This is a genomic window from Waltera sp. (genome assembly GCF_046969025.1).
Taxonomy (GTDB): Bacteria; Bacillota; Clostridia; order Lachnospirales; family Lachnospiraceae; genus Acetatifactor; species Acetatifactor acetigignens.
Window position 1 is genome coordinate 90,495 of the sequence record NZ_JBKVQF010000009.1, and the last position, 19,363, is coordinate 109,857.

Annotated in this window: 20 protein-coding genes and 1 other annotated feature; of the genes, 9 read left to right on the top strand and 11 right to left on the bottom strand. The window is 47.7% G+C overall.

Translation table 11 applies throughout. The annotated features are described in order from the left end of the window. Positions 1-17: 17 nt before the first annotated feature. The 8 genes from ACLTOH_RS06775 to ACLTOH_RS06810 all read left to right on the top strand — a co-directional run bounded on the left by ACLTOH_RS06775 (position 18) and on the right by ACLTOH_RS06810 (position 5,018). Complete coding sequence (locus tag ACLTOH_RS06775; protein ID WP_022312361.1) at positions 18-581, top strand: RNA polymerase sigma factor; 564 nt, start codon at positions 18-20, stop codon at positions 579-581. Positions 582-585: 4 nt separating this feature from the next. Continuing rightward, positions 586-1,101, top strand: a complete 516-nt coding sequence (locus ACLTOH_RS06780; RefSeq protein ID WP_118503859.1) for a hypothetical protein — start codon at positions 586-588, stop codon at positions 1,099-1,101. A gap of 75 nt (positions 1,102-1,176) precedes the next feature. Then, a complete protein-coding gene (locus tag ACLTOH_RS06785; protein WP_337413090.1) occupies positions 1,177-2,172 on the top strand; it encodes a transglutaminase-like domain-containing protein in 996 nt (331 codons plus the stop codon). A gap of 19 nt (positions 2,173-2,191) precedes the next feature. Beyond that, complete coding sequence (locus ACLTOH_RS06790) at positions 2,192-3,244, top strand: type II secretion system F family protein (protein ID WP_022312358.1); 1,053 nt, start codon at positions 2,192-2,194, stop codon at positions 3,242-3,244. Positions 3,245-3,256: 12 nt separating this feature from the next. Beyond that, the gene (locus ACLTOH_RS06795; RefSeq protein ID WP_022312357.1) at positions 3,257-3,595 is read left to right on the top strand and encodes a hypothetical protein; all 339 of its coding nucleotides are present in this window, start codon (positions 3,257-3,259) and stop codon (positions 3,593-3,595) included. A 15-nt stretch (positions 3,596-3,610) separates the two neighbouring features. Then, on the top strand, positions 3,611-4,126 hold the full coding sequence (locus ACLTOH_RS06800) for a DUF4860 domain-containing protein (protein WP_022312356.1): 516 nt from the start codon (positions 3,611-3,613) through the stop codon (positions 4,124-4,126). 30 nt (positions 4,127-4,156) lie between these two features. Next, positions 4,157-4,609, top strand: coding sequence for a hypothetical protein (locus ACLTOH_RS06805; protein ID WP_337416959.1), 453 nt, complete (start codon positions 4,157-4,159; stop codon positions 4,607-4,609). After that, on the top strand, positions 4,602-5,018 hold the full coding sequence (locus tag ACLTOH_RS06810) for a hypothetical protein (RefSeq protein WP_022312354.1): 417 nt from the start codon (positions 4,602-4,604) through the stop codon (positions 5,016-5,018). The genes ACLTOH_RS06805 and ACLTOH_RS06810 overlap by 8 nt, the downstream gene beginning before the upstream one ends. Positions 5,019-5,085: 67 nt before the next feature. On the opposite strand, the gene rpoC is transcribed toward ACLTOH_RS06810, so the two are convergent. From rpoC to rpmG, 10 genes are all read right to left on the bottom strand, one after another. Continuing rightward, positions 5,086-8,796 carry a DNA-directed RNA polymerase subunit beta' gene (rpoC, locus tag ACLTOH_RS06815; protein WP_337416958.1) on the bottom strand — a complete coding sequence of 1,237 codons (3,711 nt, stop codon included), beginning with the start codon at positions 8,794-8,796 and terminating at the stop codon, positions 5,086-5,088. A 27-nt stretch (positions 8,797-8,823) separates the two neighbouring features. After that, positions 8,824-12,753: a DNA-directed RNA polymerase subunit beta gene (locus ACLTOH_RS06820; protein ID WP_118669226.1), complete on the bottom strand. Its 3,930-nt coding sequence runs from the start codon at positions 12,751-12,753 to the stop codon at positions 8,824-8,826. 276 nt (positions 12,754-13,029) lie between these two features. Beyond that, positions 13,030-13,401 (bottom strand): 50S ribosomal protein L7/L12, encoded by a 372-nt coding sequence (gene rplL, locus ACLTOH_RS06825; RefSeq protein ID WP_022153710.1) that lies wholly within the window; start codon positions 13,399-13,401, stop codon positions 13,030-13,032. 53 nt (positions 13,402-13,454) lie between these two features. Then, on the bottom strand, positions 13,455-13,973 hold the full coding sequence (gene rplJ / locus ACLTOH_RS06830) for a 50S ribosomal protein L10 (protein ID WP_117465603.1): 519 nt from the start codon (positions 13,971-13,973) through the stop codon (positions 13,455-13,457). Positions 13,974-14,128: 155 nt separating this feature from the next. After that, positions 14,129-14,252 (bottom strand) — a sequence feature (ribosomal protein L10 leader region). 39 nt (positions 14,253-14,291) lie between these two features. Then, positions 14,292-14,828: a rubrerythrin gene (gene rbr / locus ACLTOH_RS06835; RefSeq protein WP_412223737.1), complete on the bottom strand. Its 537-nt coding sequence runs from the start codon at positions 14,826-14,828 to the stop codon at positions 14,292-14,294. Positions 14,829-15,054: 226 nt separating this feature from the next. After that, positions 15,055-15,744: a 50S ribosomal protein L1 gene (rplA, locus tag ACLTOH_RS06840; protein ID WP_118503843.1), complete on the bottom strand. Its 690-nt coding sequence runs from the start codon at positions 15,742-15,744 to the stop codon at positions 15,055-15,057. Positions 15,745-15,805: 61 nt separating this feature from the next. Beyond that, on the bottom strand, positions 15,806-16,231 hold the full coding sequence (gene rplK / locus ACLTOH_RS06845) for a 50S ribosomal protein L11 (protein WP_117465604.1): 426 nt from the start codon (positions 16,229-16,231) through the stop codon (positions 15,806-15,808). 178 nt (positions 16,232-16,409) lie between these two features. Then, complete coding sequence (gene nusG / locus ACLTOH_RS06850) at positions 16,410-16,928, bottom strand: transcription termination/antitermination protein NusG (RefSeq protein ID WP_117465605.1); 519 nt, start codon at positions 16,926-16,928, stop codon at positions 16,410-16,412. A 15-nt stretch (positions 16,929-16,943) separates the two neighbouring features. After that, positions 16,944-17,147, bottom strand: coding sequence for a preprotein translocase subunit SecE (gene secE / locus ACLTOH_RS06855; protein ID WP_022153715.1), 204 nt, complete (start codon positions 17,145-17,147; stop codon positions 16,944-16,946). Positions 17,148-17,174: 27 nt separating this feature from the next. Beyond that, positions 17,175-17,324, bottom strand: coding sequence for a 50S ribosomal protein L33 (gene rpmG / locus ACLTOH_RS06860; protein WP_022153716.1), 150 nt, complete (start codon positions 17,322-17,324; stop codon positions 17,175-17,177). Between the two features lie 230 nt (positions 17,325-17,554). Here rpmG and fliD point away from each other — a divergent pair, with 230 nt between their 5' ends. Beyond that, on the top strand, positions 17,555-18,850 hold the full coding sequence (gene fliD / locus ACLTOH_RS06865; protein WP_412223719.1) for a flagellar filament capping protein FliD: 1,296 nt from the start codon (positions 17,555-17,557) through the stop codon (positions 18,848-18,850). Between the two features lie 54 nt (positions 18,851-18,904). Here the strand turns inward: fliD and ACLTOH_RS06870 are convergent, their stop codons facing one another. Then, entirely contained in the window at positions 18,905-19,255 is a 351-nt protein-coding gene (locus ACLTOH_RS06870) for a transcriptional regulator (protein WP_022312172.1), read from the bottom strand. Positions 19,256-19,363: the final 108 nt, after the last annotated feature.

Here is a 19,363-nt window from a genome sequence, read left to right on the forward strand (position 1 = left end):
AACAGTGAGACGAACGCATGAAAGACTTGAACATTCCTTACATTGCCGGTCTTGTGATCCGTGCCCAGCATAGCGACTCGGATGCCTTCGCAGAATTGTATGCTCTTACCTATAATAAAGTATACAACTACACCAGGCATTATCTGAGAGATGACTTTCTCGCTCAGGATGCCATGCAGGAGGTTTACATACTGGCTTTGAAAAACATCGGAAAACTGAATGATCCCACCGTTTTTATCGCCTGGCTGAACCGCATCTGTTTCCATGTCTGTTATGACATGACCCAGAAGAATCGTCCGCAGAATGACTGTCAGGTCTTAAGTCAGGAAATTCTGGATATTCTTCAGGACCCTCATCTGGATGCCAATCCGGAACTGCACTACCAGCAGAAGGATGAGTATTCCCGCCTGACGGAAGCTTTAGAGCAGTTACCCTTTAATGAAAAACAGGTGCTGATCATGCGTTATTATAACGACATGAAGCTGGAAGAGATTGCTGCCGCCATGGAGATCAGCCGCAGCAGCGTCAAACGCTACATTGCCTCCGGACAGGAACATTTGAAAGAAAGTATGAAAGGATAACAGAATGATGTTTTTTCATAAAAAAAACAGATATGAACTGGACATGACAACTGCCAACAATGCTTTGCAGAATATCCTGTCCAGTTGCAACCAGCCGGTCAATACGATCCCTTTTGACAAGCTGGTGCTTCGCAAAAAAGTGAATGCCGCCTCCTACAACCGGCTGATCGTTGCCACGACACTGATCTTCGTGCTGACCTTTTTGTCGCCGCTCGCCATCGTTCCTCTCTCTGAGATGACTGAAAAACTGTTGGCCCCCACACCTGCGGTGCTTACACTGGATTATGTGGAAAATAATATTTTAAGTCTGAAGTTCACCGGTGACAACATTCTTTACGAGGAGGCTTTTATGGAGACTGTGTCCGGGGAGATCATCGAACCGCTCTCTGTGGATTCCTCCAAGGGTGTGATCAATTTTCCTTTTTTGTCCGAGGAAGCCAATATTTATGTCCCCGTCAAAAACGGTGAGACTCTCCACCTGCTTTTTACTCCCGATAATGTAACGGGCCTGGAACAATAACAACAGGATGTAACGATTTTTATGCGGATGCCAAAATTATCTGCGCGACTGCGCATTTTGCTAATTACATATTCCATGACAATCGGCTTATGTGCCTGCGGATCCGGCTCTGACAATCTGCCTGTGGATGCCCCCGTCGCAGACACTTACGGCGAACCATCACAATCCTCCGCAGTTCCTTCTTCTGCGGATACGAATATCAGCTCTGCGGATGCCTCTTCTCCTGAAACGGAAGCCGTAGCTGACGCAGAGCCTCTCCGGGATGCCACGCCTGTCTGTCTTGTGCCCCGGGCCGACGGAACAGCAACAGCTTCCAATGATGTGGCTGTCATCGACTATTCTCATATGTCTGACGGCTATGTCTGTGCCAATTACACTGGCACCTGTCCCAAGGTCAAACTGCGCATTACCGGACCGGATACCGTTGTCTATACTTACGATCTGCACGGTGGCGGCTATGAGACTTTCCCCTTGTCTTCCGGAGACGGATATTATGACGTGACGATCTATGAAAATATCTCCGGTACCAATTATGCCACCTGCCTGTATGCAGACCTGGATGTACAGATTGCGGATGCATTCAGCCCTTTTCTCTACCCCAACCAGTACGTGAATTTTACTGCGGACAGCAAAGTGGTGGCCAAGGGACAGGAACTTGCCGAGGGTGCTTCCTCGGATCTGGAAGTGATCACCCGGATCTATGATTATATTACCCAGAATATTACTTACGACTACGACAAAGCCTCCGATCCTCCTACGGGCTATACCTCCGATGTGGATGCCATTCTTGCTTCCGGCACCGGTATCTGTCTGGATTATGCCGCGGTAATGGCAAGCATGCTGCGAAGCCAGCGGATCCCGACCCGGCTGGAGGTCGGCTATGCCCAGGATGCCTACCATGCCTGGATCAGTGTCTACACCGCTGATACCGGATGGCTGAACGGCATCATAGAATTTGACGGCAATGTCTGGACCCTGGTGGATCCTACGTTCGGTGCCAACACGGATGACAAGACTCTGAAAAAGTTCATCGGTGACGGCAGTAATTATATCCTGCAGAAAATGTATTAGTGAAAGGGAACAAAACGCCATGAAGACCACAGAGAAAAAACTACTTTCTAATGAAGAGATCGCTTCTTTTTGCAGTCAGGCTGCCATGCTGTTTCAGGCAGGCATTCCGCCCGTGGAGGGCATGGCCATCCTGCAAAGTGATGCCCAGTCTCCCGAAGGCAAGGCGATCTTCGAGGAGATCCTTACCGTATGCCGACAGGGAGAAAGCTTTCACAAAGCACTGGAAGCCACCAAGGTCTTCCCCGATTACTGCCTGCATATGATCGCTCTGGGTGAAGAATCCGGTAATCTCGATGTGTGTATGAGCTCTCTGGCGGATTATTATGAAAAAGAGGATGCCATCGCAGGCAGTATCCGGGATGCTGTAACATATCCCTTTATCATGATCGCCATGATGGCCGCTGTCATCGTGGTACTGGTCAGCCGCGTCATGCCGATCTTCGAGCAGGTCTATATAGAGCTGGGCAGTGAGATGACCGGGTTTGCTGCATCACTTTTGCGTCTCGGCAACCATCTGAACCGGTATTCCTTTATTTTCGTAAGTATTCTGTGCATATTGTTGTTACTGTACCTTTTTTCTACCAGAACCCAGACCGGCAAACGTGTCACCGCCCGGTTCCTGAACTGGTTCCCCCTCACCAGACGTTTTTATGAAAGTGTGGCCTGCGAACGTTTTGCCAGCGGTATGGCACTGACCTTAAGCAGCGGTATGGATACCTATTCCAGCCTGGATATGGTGGCCGCTCTGGTAGGCAACGAGAAAATGAAACAGAAGATCCTGAGCTGTAAGGAAGCCATTAATGCCGGTGCCAATTTTGCCGAGGCTCTGACCGGTGCTGGCATTTTCAACCACCTGTATTCCCAGATGGTATCTGTCGGTTTCCGCAGCGGTAACGTAGATGTGGTTCTCAAAAAAATAGCGGATCGTTATGAGGAAAATACCAACCGCAGACTACAATCCATCATTGCCATTCTGGAGCCGACCCTTGTCATTATTCTGTCGGTGATCGTGGGCTTGATCCTGTTATCGGTCATCCTGCCTCTTATGGGTATTATGACCAGCATCGGATAGGAGTACGATACTATGAACCGTTTTGAGCAAAAAAGTATGTCCCTCGGGCGTAAGCTGATCTATTTACTTCCCATTCTGGCCTTTGTGATATTGTTTGTTCTTTTTCTGCGGGGCATCGGCTCCGTCGGTGAATCTACTCTGAGCAAGCAGCAGGAAAGTCTGGAAACCGCATTGGAACGCAGCATTTCCCAGTGCTATGCCGTAGAAGGCTGTTATCCTCCTTCTCTGGAATATCTGGAGCAGCATTACGGACTGTTGTATGACGAGGACAGCTTCTTCATTGACTATGAATATTATGGCAGCAACCTTCTTCCGGAAGTCACTGTACTTCGCCGGACCGGTGCTCACTAAAGGAGTTTCTGACATATGAACAATAGAAATCATCAGAAGCAGGAAAAACATTTTATTGTGGATATCTTGTTCGTTCTGGCGTTGTTCGGTGTATTCGCTGTCTCCGCACTGGCCCTTGTTACCATCGGAGCAGATGTATACCAGCACACTGTAGAAGATATGGGCGTCAATTACGAAAGCCGGACGGCGGTGTCTTATATCATGGAAAAGGTGCGGCAGAACGATACCGCTGACAGTATTTTCCTGACCGATCTGGAAAATGTTCCGGCGCTCTGCATGCTTTCCGAAATTGACGAAGAAACCTACTGTACTTACCTCTATCTGTATGACGGACATTTAAAAGAACTTTTTATGCGGGAAGGAGCTTCCCTCGGCGGACAGGTATTGCCTGCCGGTACGGATATTATGGACTTGCAGGAGTTCTCCTTATCCTATGCGTCGGACGATCTGATCCGGATATCCCTGAGAACCGCCTCCGGAGAGGACCATACTTTTTATATCCACGTGCACTGTAATACTACCACAGAATAGAAACCGAACAGAAAGGATTCCGAACTTATTATGAAACATTCCAGATCCAGTTTATTTTTAATGGAAATGATCATAGCGATCCTGTTTTTTTCACTGGCCAGTGCCGTCTGTATCCAGTTGTTTGCCCGCTCACATCTTTTGAGCACACAGACGGTAAACCAGAATCATGCTGTCGTTCAGGCACAGAATCTGGCAGAGTCCTATCTCTCTCTGGAGGGCAATGTGGCTGCCATGCAGGATTTGTTCTCCCCATCGGAGCTGACCGATGAAAACACTCTCCGCCTTGCCTTTGACAGCAGCTGGAATCTGTGCACTGCCGAAGATAACGCCGGCTTTTATGCAGAACTAAAAAGCACTCCGGCAGAAGAGACCGGAATCATGAAAGGCGAGATCACCGTCTATGATGTATCTACACCGGAATCTCCCATTTACACACTCTCTGTCATGCATCACACCGCAGAAAGGAGGGGATCCCATGAATAATTCCTCCAGAAAAAAACAATTCGGCATGAATATCGGATCCGCCTCGATCCTTCTGGTATTCGTGATCCTCTGCCTGGTGTCTTTTGCCGTACTGTCCATCGTCAGTGCCAACGCTGATAGCAAACTCAGCGCCCGTGTGCTGGAACGTACCACCGCTTATTATGCCGCCTGCAATCAGGCAGAACAATCCCTGGCAGGTATGGATAAGACGTTGCAACGCATGTATGCATCCAGTGACAGCGAAGAAGCCTATTTTGTGGCGGTAGGTCACGGAAAATCTTACGTGATTCCAATCTCCGACTTACAGACCCTGCAGGTGACCATTGAGATCCTCTATCCGGAATCTGATGAAGATACCTTTTACCGGATTACTGCCTGGCAGGTTCTGAATACAGAAGAATTGCAATAATTGTTCCGATTCTAAAAGGCTCCCCGGGAAAATCCCGGAGAGCCTTTCTTAATAAAGTCTTTTTATTTTACTGATTATCAGCGTCTGTTCCCACTTCCACAGTTTCTGCTTCTGTGTTCACATCTTCATTCCGTTCTGCACCTTCTGCATCCAGTTCGCTTCCGTCGCTCAGGTTCAGTTCTGCATCGTCACCATACATATCACCACCGAAGTCAATGGTCTCTACGGCATCGGTGCTCAGTCTGGTATTGCGATATCTCTTCATACCGGTTCCTACAGGAATCAGCTTACCGATGATAACGTTCTCCTTCAGACCGATCAGATTATCTACCTTACCCTTGATGGCAGCTTCTGTCAGAACCTTGGTGGTCTCCTGGAAGGATGCTGCAGACAGGAAGGACTCGGTTGCCAGTGCTGCCTTGGTAATACCCAGGATAATACGCTTACCTTCTGCAGGCTCCTTGCCTTCAGCGGTCAGCTTCTCGTTCATTTCTTCGAAATCCAGAACATCTACCAGAGTTCCGGGCAGGAACTCAGTATCGCCGTTATTCTCGATACGAACCTTCTTCAGCATCTGACGTACCAGGACTTCGATATGCTTATCTGCGATATCTACACCCTGCAGACGATATACACGCTGTACTTCACGAAGCATGTAATCCTGTACGGCACGAATACCCTTGATCTTCAACAGATCGTGAGGGTTTACACTACCTTCGGTCAGTTCATCACCGGCCTCCAGTACCTGGCCGTCGATAACCTTGATACGGGAACCGTAAGGAATCAGATATGCCTTGGATTCACCGGTCTCTTCGTTGGTAATTACCACTTCACGCTTCTTCTTGGTATCACGGATCTCAGCCTTGCCGCCAAATTCAGCAATGATTGCAAGTCCCTTAGGCTTTCTGGCCTCGAACAACTCCTCGACACGGGGAAGACCCTGAGTGATATCGTCACCTGCGACACCACCACTGTGGAAGGTTCTCATGGTCAGCTGGGTACCGGGCTCACCGATAGACTGTGCAGCGATGATACCAACTGCTTCACCTACCTGTACGGCTTCACCGGTTGCCATGTTGGCACCGTAACATTTTGCACAGATACCAACGTGTGAACGGCAGGTCAGGATCGTACGGATCTTCACTTCCTCAATGGGCTCACCCTGTGCATTGACACCAACACTTAAGATCTTGGCAGCACGGCTGGGGGTGATCATGTGGTTGTGCTTAACGATCATATTGCCGTCTTTATCATAAATATCCTCGCAGGAATATCTTCCTGTGATTCTGTCTTTCAGGCCTTCAATGGTCTCTTTGCCATCCATGAATGCCTTGACTACCATACCAGGGATCTCAGCCTGACCCTCACAGCAGTCTACTTCACGGATAGAAAGTTCCTGAGATACGTCAACCATTCGTCTGGTCAGATAACCGGAGTCTGCGGTACGCAGAGCGGTATCGGACATACCTTTTCGTGCACCATGTGCGGACATGAAGTATTCCAGTACGTCCAGACCTTCACGGAAGTTTGACTTAATGGGCAGCTCGATGGTTCTACCTGTAGTATCAGCCATCAGTCCACGCATACCTGCCAGCTGTTTGATCTGCTGACTGGAACCACGCGCACCAGAGTCTGCCATCATGAAAATGTTGTTGTATTTATCCAGACCGGACAGCAGTACGTCGGTCAGTTCTTTATCGGTCTCGTTCCAGGTCTCTACAACGGCACGATAACGCTCTTCCTCGGTGATCAGACCACGTCTGAAGTTGCTTGCGATCTTGTCTACGGTAGCCTGTGCAGCTGCCAGCATTTCACCCTTCTTCTCAGGGACGGTCATATCGGAAATGGATACGGTCATAGCAGCTCTGGTAGAGTACTTGTAACCGATAGCCTTAACATCATCCAGTACCTCTGCGGTCTTGGATGCTCCGTGGGTATTGATGACCTTCTCCAGGATCTGCTTCAACTGCTTCTTGCCTACGTGGAAGTCTACTTCCAGCTTCAGGAAGTTCTCGGGATCGCTTCTGTCTACGAATCCCAGATCCTGAGGCAGGATCTCATTGAAGATGAAACGTCCCAGAGTGGACTCTACCGTACCGGTAATGGTCTCGCCCTCTGCATTTACCTTGTGCATACGCACATGGATGCGGGAATGTAAGGTCAGCGCCTGGTTCTCATATGCCAGGATTGCTTCGTTTACGCTCTTGAAATACTTACCTTCGCCGATCGCACCGGGTCTCTCCTGGGTCAGATAGTAGATACCAAGTACCATATCCTGGGAAGGAACGGCTACGGGTCCACCATCGGAAGGCTTCAGTAAGTTGTTGGGAGACAGCAGCAGGAAACGACACTCTGCCTGTGCCTCCTGGGACAAAGGAAGATGTACAGCCATCTGGTCTCCATCGAAGTCCGCGTTGAATGCGGTACATACCAGGGGATGCAGCTTGATTGCCTTACCTTCTACCAGGATCGGCTCAAATGCCTGAATGCCCAGTCTGTGCAGTGTCGGCGCACGGTTCAGCATAACAGGATGTTCCTTGATAACCTCTTCCAGCACATCCCATACCTGTGTATCCAGCTTTTCTACCAGCTTCTTCGCATTCTTGATGTTCTGGCTGATTCCCTTGGCTACCAGTTCTTTCATTACGAAAGGCTTGAACAGTTCGATTGCCATTTCCTTCGGCAGACCACACTGATAGATCTTCAGTTCCGGTCCAACGACGATAACGGAACGTCCGGAGTAATCTACACGCTTACCTAACAGGTTCTGACGGAAACGACCGGTCTTACCCTTTAACATATCGGACAGAGACTTCAGTGCTCTGTTACCGGGGCCGGTAACAGGACGTCCGCGTCTGCCGTTATCGATCAGAGCATCTACCGCTTCCTGCAACATTCTCTTCTCGTTACGAACAATGATATCAGGAGCACCAAGCTCTAACAGTCTCTTCAGACGGTTATTACGGTTGATGATCCTTCTGTACAGATCATTCAGATCGGAGGTAGCAAAACGTCCGCCATCCAGCTGTACCATAGGACGCAGATCGGGAGGAATGACAGGAACCACATCCATGATCATCCACTCCGGCTTATTACCGGACTCACGGAAAGCTTCTACAACTTCCAGTCTCTTAATGATACGTGCACGCTTCTGACCGGAGGACTCCTTCAGACCGGTCTTCAGCTCTACTGCCTCTTTTTCCAGGTCAATGGCCTGCAGCAGCTCTTTGATAGCCTCTGCCCCCATGCCTACACGGAACTTGTTGCCCCAGGTCTCTCTTGCATCCTGATATTCCTTCTCGGACAGCACTGCCTTGTATTCAAGGTTCGTGGTTCCCGGATCCAGAACGATATAGGAAGCGAAGTACAGAACCTTCTCCAGGATTCTGGGAGACAGATCCAGGATCAGGCCCATACGGCTGGGGATACCTTTGAAATACCAGATATGGGATACGGGAGCTGCAAGCTCTATATGTCCCATTCGCTCTCTACGTACGCTGGCTTTGGTAACTTCTACGCCACAACGATCGCAGACTACGCCCTTATATCTGATCTTTTTATATTTACCGCAATGACATTCCCAGTCTTTGCTGGGTCCGAAGATTCTCTCACAGAACAGACCGTCTCTTTCGGGCTTCAGTGTTCTATAGTTGATCGTCTCGGGCTTTAATACCTCGCCATGGGACCACTCCCGGATTTTCTCCGGGGAAGCTAATCCAATCTTGATGGCATCAAATGTCATAGGCTGATAGGTTGTTTCATTTTTTGTTTCTGACATTAATGGCACTCCCTTCTATACAAAGCATTAAAATTCATCATCACTGCCGTCAAAGCTATCATCGGTGTAATCATCGTCAACGTAATCGTCGTCCTCAGAGTTCACCAGCTCACCATTGTCATCAAATTCCTGTGACTGATAGCCCATCTCGCCAAGGGAGCTCTTATCGTAATCGTCATCGTACTTACGATCACCTTCCATCTCATAACGGTAATCGGTATCACCGTAATCGACAGTCTCCATGATCTCAACCTCGGTCTGATCCTCACGCAGCACTCTGACATCCAGCCCCAGTGCCTGCAGTTCCTTTAACAGAACCTTGAAGGACTCGGGGATACCGGGCTCAGGGATATTGTCTCCCTTGATGATTGCTTCGTAAGTCTTCACACGTCCGATCACATCATCGGACTTCACAGTCAGAATCTCCTGCAGGGTGTAGGATGCGCCATACGCCTCCAGAGCCCATACTTCCATCTCTCCGAAACGCTGGCCGCCGAACTGGGCTTTACCACCCAGAGGCTGCTGTGTTACCAGGGAGTACGGTCCGGTAGAACGCGCATGGATCTTATCATCTACCAGATGATGCAGTTTCAGGTAATGCATGTGTCCGATCGTTACAGGGCCATCAAAGTATTCACCGGTTCTACCGTCACGAAGACGTACCTTACCGTCTCTGGAAATGGGAACACCCTTCCATACTCCTCTGTGATCTCTGTTCTCAGACAGATACTGCATAACCTCAGGAAGAAGCTCTTCACCATGTTTGCTGGTAAAGGTCTCTCCTGCCCAGGGCTTACCGTCTGCGGTAGTTTCCTGTCCCTTTTCTTTCCACTCTGCACTTTCTGCATCGTCGAAAGGAAGGTTTACATAATCGTTGGCAAGATCCAACGTATCCATAATATCTTTCTCGTTCGCACCATCGAAGACAGGTGTTGCCACATTGAATCCCAGAGCCTTGGCAGCCAGGGAAAGGTGGATCTCCAGGACCTGTCCGATATTCATACGGGAAGGCACGCCCAGGGGGTTCAGCACGATGTCCAAAGGACGTCCGTTGGGCAGATAAGGCATATCTTCTACAGGAAGCACGCGGGAAACGACACCCTTGTTACCATGACGACCTGCCATCTTATCGCCTACGGAGATTTTTCTCTTCTGTGCGATATAAATGCGGACTGCCTGATTTACTCCGGGTGCCAGCTCATCGCTGTTCTCACGGGTAAATACCTTGGCATCCACTACAATACCATATTCGCCATGAGGTACCTTTAAGGAGGTATCTCTTACTTCTCTTGCCTTCTCACCGAAGATGGCACGCAGCAGTCTCTCTTCTGCGGTCAGTTCAGTCTCTCCCTTAGGAGTAACCTTACCTACCAGAATATCACCGGCACGAACCTCTGCGCCGATACGAATGATACCTCTGTCATCCAGATCCTTCAGTGCATCGTCACCGACACCGGGAACATCACGGGTGATCTCTTCCGGTCCCAGCTTGGTGTCACGGGCTTCTGCCTCATACTCCTCGATATGAACGGAAGTATAAACATCGTCACGTACCAGTCTCTCACTTAACAGAACCGCATCCTCGTAGTTGTAACCTTCCCAGGTCATGAAACCGATCAGAGGGTTCTTACCCAGTGCCAGCTCACCCTGAGAGGTGGAAGGACCGTCTGCAATGACCTGACCTGCCGCTACATGGTCACCCTTGAATACGATAGGCTTCTGGTTGTAGCAGTTGGACTGGTTACTGCGGGAGAACTTGGTCAGATGGATCTCTGCCTTTTCTCCGTCATCATAAGCAATGCGAATGATCTTGGAAGATACATAGGTAATGGTTCCGGGCTTCTTGGCCACTACGCAGACACCGGAGTCAACCGCTGTCTTTACTTCCATACCGGTACCAACCACAGGAGCCTCAGTGCTTAACAGCGGCACAGCCTGACGCTGCATGTTGGATCCCATCAGCGCACGGTTCGCATCATCGTTCTGCAGGAAAGGAATCAGTGCAGTAGCCACAGAGAATACCATTCTCGGGGATACATCCATGTAATCAAACATTTCCTTAGGATATTCCTGTGTCTCATCCAGATAACGTCCGGAAACAGATTTTCTCACGAAATGTCCCTCTGCATCCAGTGCTTCGTTTGCCTGTGCCACATGGTAATTATCCTCTTCGTCCGCAGTCATGTAAACTACTTCATCGGTAACGCGGGGGTTCTTAGGATCGGACTTGTCGATCTTGCGATAAGGAGCCTCTACGAAACCATATTCATTAATTCTTGCATAGCTTGCAAGAGAGTTGATCAGACCGATGTTAGGACCTTCGGGTGTCTCGATAGGGCACATTCTTCCATAATGGGAGTAATGTACATCTCGAACCTCGAATCCGGCACGGTCTCTGGACAGACCGCCGGGGCCCAGTGCAGACAGACGTCTCTTGTGGGTCAGCTCACCCAGAGGGTTATTCTGATCCATGAACTGAGACAGCTGGGAAGATCCGAAGAACTCCTTCACTGCAGCGGTTACAGGCTTGATATTGATCAGAGACTGGGGAGAAATATCCTCAGCATCATGTGTTGTCATACGCTCACGTACCACTCTCTCCATTCTGGACAGACCGATACGATACTGGTTCTGCAGCAGCTCACCTACTGCGCGGATACGTCTGTTGCCCAGATGGTCGATATCATCATCGTTGCCCAGGCCATACTCCAGATGCATATTATAGTTGATGGAAGCCAGGATATCTTCCTTGGTAATATGCTTGGGTACCAGTTCATGTACGTTCTTCTTGATTGCTTCTGCCAGCTTCTCGGGATCATCGCCGAACTCTTCCAGGATCTGTGCCAGAACCGGATAGTATACCAGTTCATGGATACCGAAATCCTTGGGATCGCAATCTACATAGTGGGTAAGATCTACCATCAGATTAGACAGTACTTTTACAGTTCTCTCTTCGGTCTGGATATATACGAAGGGAACTGCGCTGTTCTGGATGGTATCTGCAAGTTCTGCGGTCACCTTGTCTCCTGCGGATGCGATCACTTCACCGGTGGAAGGATCCACTACATCTGCAGCCAGGATCTGATGACGGATACGATTCTTCAGAGCTAACTTCTTATTGAATTTATATCTGCCGACTTTGGCTAAATCATATCTTCTGGGGTCGAAGAACATAGCATTGATCAGGCTCTCAGCACTCTCAACGCTTAAAGGCTCACCGGGACGGATCTTTTTGTATAACTCTAACAGACCCTCCTGATAATTCTCAGCAGTGTCCTTGGTAAAGCTTGCCTCGATCTTGGGCTCGTCACCGAAGAGTTCACGGATCTCATCATTGGTACCGATACCCAGGGCTCTGATCAGTACGGTAATGGGAACCTTACGGGTTCTGTCCACACGTACATAGAAGACATCGTTAGAGTCGGTCTCATACTCCAGCCATGCACCACGGTTCGGGATCACGGTACAGGAGAAGAGCTTCTTACCGATCTTATCATGTCCGATTCCGTAGTAGATACCGGGAGAACGAACCAACTGGCTGACGATAACACGTTCTGCGCCATTGATTACGAAAGTACCGGTCTCAGTCATCAGCGGAAGATCACCCATGAAGATCTCATGCTCACTGATTTCTTCCTTCTCCTTGTTATAAAGGCGAACCTTAACCTTAAGAGGTGCTGCAAAGGTAGCATCTCTCTCTTTACACTCTTCGATAGAATACTTCACGTCGTCCCTGCAGAGTTCAAAATCCACAAATTCCAGACTCAAGGAACCGCTGTAGTCAGCGATCGGAGAGATGTCGTCAAAGACTTCCTTCAAGCCTTCGTCTAAAAACCACTGATAGGAGTCCTTCTGGACCTCGATCAGATTGGGCATCTCTAAAACCTCTTCTTGTCTTGAATAACTCATACGCATAACCTTGGTACCGGCAATCGGACGTATTCTGTTCTTTTCCATTGACATTTCACCCCGTTCTTTCAGATTTAAAGCCTATTTTGCGTCGGCAACAATGCAGTATATATAAACGCCAGTTTTTTGGCATGACAAATAAGCATGGTACCGCACAATAGTGCACTATCCATAATAGCACAATGTTAGAAATACGTCAAGGAAATATTTTGAATTATTTAAAAAGAATAGATATTTTTAAAAATTAATAACTGACAGATGCGAATAAGAAAAACCATGCACCGGCAGGTGCCGGCACATGGTCCGTCATATACTGGTTAAAAATTACTTCAGAGTAACCTTTGCGCCAACTTCCTCAAGCTTCTTCTTGATGTCCTCAGCCTCTTCCTTAGAAGCGCCTTCCTTAACAACCTTAGGAGCTCCGTCAACTACATCCTTAGCTTCCTTCAGGCCCAGACCGGTTACTTCACGAACAACCTTGATAACCTTAACCTTCTCAGCGCCAACCTCGGTCAGCTCTACGTCGAACTCAGTCTTCTCTTCTGCTGCTTCAGCAGGGCCAGCTGCTGCTACAACAACGCCAGCTGCTGCAGATACGCCGAACTCCTCCTCGCAAGCCTTTACGAGATCATTTAACTCTAATACAGATAACTCTTTGATAGCATCGATTAATTCCTGTGCTGTTAATTTAGCCATTTTAATTTCCTCCATTTGAAATATTTTGATTGATTGTCAATTAGCTGCAATTATTATTCAGCTGTGGGTGCTGCTTCGCAAGCTGCTGCGCCGCCTTTTTCAGCCAGCTGATTCATAACACGTGCAAAATTGGTGATAGGACTCTGTAAGCTGCCAAGCAGTTTGGAAATGAGTACGTCTCTGGAAGGGATGTTAGCGATTGCAGCCATACCCTTAGCATCATAAACAGTACCTTCTACCACACCGGCCTTGATCTCAAGCTTATCAGCAGTCTTAGCGAACTGAGCCAGTACTCTTGCAGGAGCGGTTGCATCCTCGGTAGAGTAAGCCATTGCGCTGGGTCCTTCCAGATACTCGGACAGACCTTCGAACTGTGTACCCTTGAACGCAAAGTTCATCATGGTGTTCTTGTAAACCTTGTAGCTAACTCCTGCCTCACGTAAGCTCTTACGTAACTGGGTATCCTGCTCAACGGTAAGTCCACGGTAGTCTACCAGAACTACAGACTGGGCATCTTTGATACCAGCAGAAATCTCTTCTACTACAGGCTGTTTTAATTCAACTTTTGCCATTTCTTTACCTCCTTATAGATTTTGTGCCGATAAGAAGAATATAAATAGAATCCTGCTCGCAGGATTCTACGCCTGCGGCGAATCGCTTTAGCGATATATTCCACTTCGCCGCAGTGCGATCCTCGCGGAGCGTTTTGCTTTATAGGATAAAATCCTATAAAGTAAAAAAAACTCTCTGTGAAGACACAGAGAGATGATATCATCATACTTATCTCCTCGGCAGGACTTACGCTCGGTCTCCCTTGCACCTGCTGTCTTCGGCATGGTTTTACAACCTCAGATAGAATAGCATGGGAGACCGTGTTTGTCAAGGATTATTTAATAATTTTCTGCATGAATTTCAAAATAGCTCTGGGGATGATTACATACGGGGCAAACCTCCGGTGCCTTGGTGCCTACCACGATGTGCCCGCAGTTGCGGCACTCCCATACCTTCACTTCACTCTTCTCGAACACTTTTGCTGTCTCCACGTTCTTTAACAGTTCGCGGTATCTTTCCTCATGATGCTTTTCGATCTCTCCAACCATACGGAATTTCTGCGCCAGTTCAGGGAATCCCTCATTCTCTGCAGTTGCCGCAAAATCTTCATACATATCAGTCCACTCGAAATTCTCACCTTCGGATGCTGCAGCAAGATTTTCTTTGGTATCACCGATGCCGTTCAGTTCCTTGAACCACATTTTTGCATGTTCTTTCTCATTATCTGCAGTCTTTAAGAAAATAGCTGCGATCTGCTCATACCCTTCCTTCTTTGCTACAGATGAAAAATAAGTATATTTGTTACGTGCCTGGGACTCTCCGGCAAATGCCGCCTGGAGATTTTTCTCTGTCTGGGTTCCCTGATATTTGTTCATGGTGTTTTCTCCTTCTCTTTTCATCTACTATACCTTTTGGAGGTAACCTTTATTCTAAAACATACGGTTTCTCCGTTCTTCGAACGTTCGAATTCGTAACCAGCATACCTGCAGGCAGCCAGTTATTGTTTCCTAAGGATAAATGTATTCTATCACAAAAACCGCCTCACTGTAAACAGTGAAGCGGCTCTTTTGCATTCGTTATCTAATTAGATTAGAGATCAGATTAGAACTTTGCTACGCTAACCTTAACGCCAGGTCCCATAGTGCTGGTCAGAGTGATGCTTCTCAGATACTGACCCTTTAATGCGCTGGGCTTAGCCTTTACGATTGCGTCCATAAGTGCATTGAAGTTCTCCTGCAGAGCTTCCTCAGAGAAAGAAGCCTTACCAACGGGAACATGCACGATGTTGGTCTTATCAAGTCTGTATTCAATCTTACCGGCTTTGATATCGTTAACTGCCTTGGTTACATCCATGGTTACGGTACCAGCCTTAGGGTTAGGCATTAAGCCCTTAGGTCCGAGAACCTTACCCAGACGACCTACAACACCCATCATATCAGGGGTTGCTACTACAACGTCGAAGTCCAGCCATCCTTCGTTCTGGATCTTCGGGATCAGCTCCTCGCCACCAACATAGTCAGCGCCTGCAGCCTCAGCCTCATTGATCTTATCGCCCTTTGCGAATACCAGAACTTTTACAGTCTTACCAGTTCCGTTAGGCAGTACAACTGCGCCACGGATCTGCTGCTCAGCGTGACGTCCGTCACAACCGGTTCTGATGTGAACTTCGATGGTCTCATCGAATTTAGCAGTTGCAGTTTTCTTAACCAGAGCGATAGCATCGTTGGGCTCATAGAATGTAGCACGATCTACCAGCTTGGCAGCTTCGGTATATTTCTTACCATGTTTCATTATTTTACCTCCTAGGTTCCAGCGGCAATATTTTATTCATTGCCTCCCAAATATTTATAAGTTACTCCTCAACAACAATACCCATGCTGCGTGCAGTACCAGCGATCATGCTCATAGCTGCTTCCAGGCTTGCTGCATTCAGATCCGGCATCTTCATCTCAGCGATTTCCTGAACCTTAGCCTTGGAAATGGTAGCTACCTTGGTCTTGTTAGGAACGCCGGAACCGGACTTAATGTTGCAGGCTTTCTTTAACAGTACTGCTGCAGGGGGAGTCTTTGTAACGAAACTAAAGCTTCTGTCTGCATATACAGTAATAACTACGGGGATGATAAGATCTCCCTTGTCTGCTGTTCTTGCGTTGAACTGCTTGGTAAATTCAACGATGTTAACCCCGTGCTGTCCAAGTGCAGGACCAACAGGGGGAGCCGGTGTTGCTTTGCCGGCAGGGATCTGTAACTTGATATATCCTTCTACTTTCTTTGCCATTGTGGCACCTCCTATAATGTGGTAATTCGGCGCAGGCTGCCTTGTTGCTTGCCTCCTGCTCCCACTGGAACGACTTCTCGTTCCTTTCATGCTGCCACTCTCTTCACCTTGCGGTTTCTGAGAGTTTTATATTTTATCTCCGGAATTGCCCGTGAGAAAAAATATCCTTGTAAGCTTATTAAAGCTTTCTGACCTCTGCAAAGCTGATTTCCACAGGGGTCTCTCTTCCAAACATTTCTACATTGATCGTAGCTGTCTGTTTGCCATAGTCCAGTTTCTGCACCACGCCGACGGTATCCTTCCATACTCCGGCCACAACAGCAATGCTGTCGCCTTCACCAAAGTCGATGGATACATTCTCGGTCTTAATGCCCAAAGGCTTCATCTCAGCTTCTGTAAGAGGTACAGGTTTACTTCCGGGACCTACGAAACCGGTCACACCACGGGTATTACGAACGACATACCAGGTATCATCGTTCATCTCCATGTTGAGAAGCACATAACCGGGGAACATTTTCTTGGAGACCGTCTTGCGGGCGCCGTCTTTCAGTTCTACGACATCCTGCATGGGAACTCTTACTTCAAGGATCTGTTCTGCCAGACTCTTGTTGTTCTCTATGGTCTTCTCAATATTGGCTTTGACCTTGTTCTCATATCCTGAATAGGTATGGACTACATACCATTTTGCCTCTGCCATACAATCACCCTCGCTCTATAATGATGTTAAGAAGTTTACGCCGTACTGGATAAAATAATCCAGAACCGCAATAATCACACCCACTACAACTGATATTGCAACAACCGCTACGGATTGCTTCAATGTTGATTGTCTGTCCGGCCATGAAATTTTCTTAAATTCAGCTTTTGCGCCTTTAAAGAAACTGGGGCGCTTCTGTTTTTCTGCGGAATCTCCCATTTCGACCTCCCATACTAGAACGGCTGATTATTTGGTTTCTTTGTGCAATGTATGTGTCTTACAGAATCTACAATACTTCTTGGTTTCCATTCTATCAGGATGAGTCTTCTTATCCTTGGTAGTATTGTAGTTACGCTGCTTGCACTCGGTACATGCTAAAGTAATTTTTGTACGCATTTTTCTACCTCCACGTGTTTTCTGATCTCTAAATTTAAGCATAAAAAAAAGACCTAAATCTCATCTCGCTTGGATACTATAACATAATCTGCGGTCTTCGTCAACTGTTTTCCCAAAAATCCCACTATTTTTCTTGTTTCTTCTTATTTATTATGCTATAATGATCGCATAAAAGTGGGGTATTGGATTTCCCCGTCCCAATTCATCCGCAGGGAAGAAAGGAGATGCCTATGAGTGCTATCATGAACACTGTCTATAATAACTACCTGACCACCTATGCATCAAGACAGATTACAAAATATGACACCCATAAAAAGAGTGAGCTTCGCAGTGTATACAACTCTATCGTAAAGCTGAACAAGGACACTCCCTGGTATCTTCCCACCACCAATAAAGACACACAGCATTATGCCGTGGATCTGAAGGAAAACGCCCGCGAACTGCACAACACCATCGCACAGATCGGCGGACTGGAGACGGATGGACTGTTCCGGAAAAAGAGTGCCTACTCCACAGACGATGATATCGTGGAGGCTTCCTACATAGGCTCCGATACCACCACAGGAGCTTCTCCGGAATTTGATATCGAAGTAAAACAGCTGGCCACGCCGCAGGAGAATCTGGGTTATTTTCTTCCGGATCTGGCAACCACGCTTGCTCCTGCCACCTATTCTTTTGATATTGCGATCAACGATATGAACTATGAATTCCAGTTCAATATTGGCGAGGGTGATACGAACCGGCAGATCATGGAACGTCTGTCCCGTCTGATCAACAACGCGGATATCGGTATCACAGCAGATGTGACGGAATCCGATTCCCGTTACGCACTTCGTCTGACCTCGGATGCTACCGGTGTACCGAACGGCAAGGCCTATCATTTTCAGGTCAGCGATGATCATACCAGCAAGACCTCCGGTGTTGTGGATTACCTCGGACTGAATTATGTCAGTCGTCCTGCCGGCAACGCAAGATTTTTTCTCAATGGTGAAGAACGAACCGCTTCTTCCAACCACTTGACAATAGGAAAACTGTTCGATGTACAGTTAAAAACCGTCAGTCCGGAGGATCAGCCCACACGTGTCGGTCTGAAAACAGATACCGAATCCATCACAGACAATATCATCCAGCTGGTAGGCAGTTATAATGAATTTATTAAAACAGCTTCCTCCTACCTGGAGACACAGTCCAGAAGCAAACAGCTGATTCACGAATTCTCCTCCATAGCTTCCCACTACGGTACTTCTCTGGAAAACATGGGAATGCACCTGCAGGAGGATGGTATTCTATCTGTCAATGATGAAAAGCTGCGGCAGACCGCCGCGGAATCCGGGAATGACCTGTCCGGCTTCAATGTACTGAAAGAATTCAGCAGTTCGCTTTTACACAAGAGTGATCAGGTTGCTCTGAATCCTATGGATTATGTAGACAAAAAAATTGTGGCCTACAAAAATCCCGGTCACAATTTTGCCAGTCCTTACATTACCAGCGCTTACAGCGGTATGATGTTTAACAGCTACTGTTGATTCCCTTCCGGGGAATTAACAGTAGCTGTTATTTCATTTTCTGCTTCTGTTTTCTTATTTTGCCTTTTTGGATTTGGCCTTGTACTTATCAATCTGTACAAAATCATCCATCAGCTCCAGAATCTTGTCTCTACCTGTCTGGTTCAGCTTCACGTAGTTCTGCATAACACGGTTTTCCAGAAGCTGTGCTCCCAGAGAAGCATCTCTCTCCAGAGAAGAGAAATCCACCGGGTTCAGGCTCAGCTTGTCACACATCTTGATCACTGTTCCGTACGCCATCCCTTCAATCCCGCGCTCCAATGCAGTCACCAGTGTGCTGTAGGGAATGTTCATCTCCATGGCAAACTGTCTGACACTACGATACTGTCTCAAAATTTCTTTCTTTAAAATCTCCGCCTTAGTCATATTTATTCCTCCACGTGTCCTCCAAAATTGGTACAGCTATAATATACGATTTCCCGTTTTCCATTTCAAGTAAAAAACAGAAAATTAAGAATTTCGACGAATTTTTAA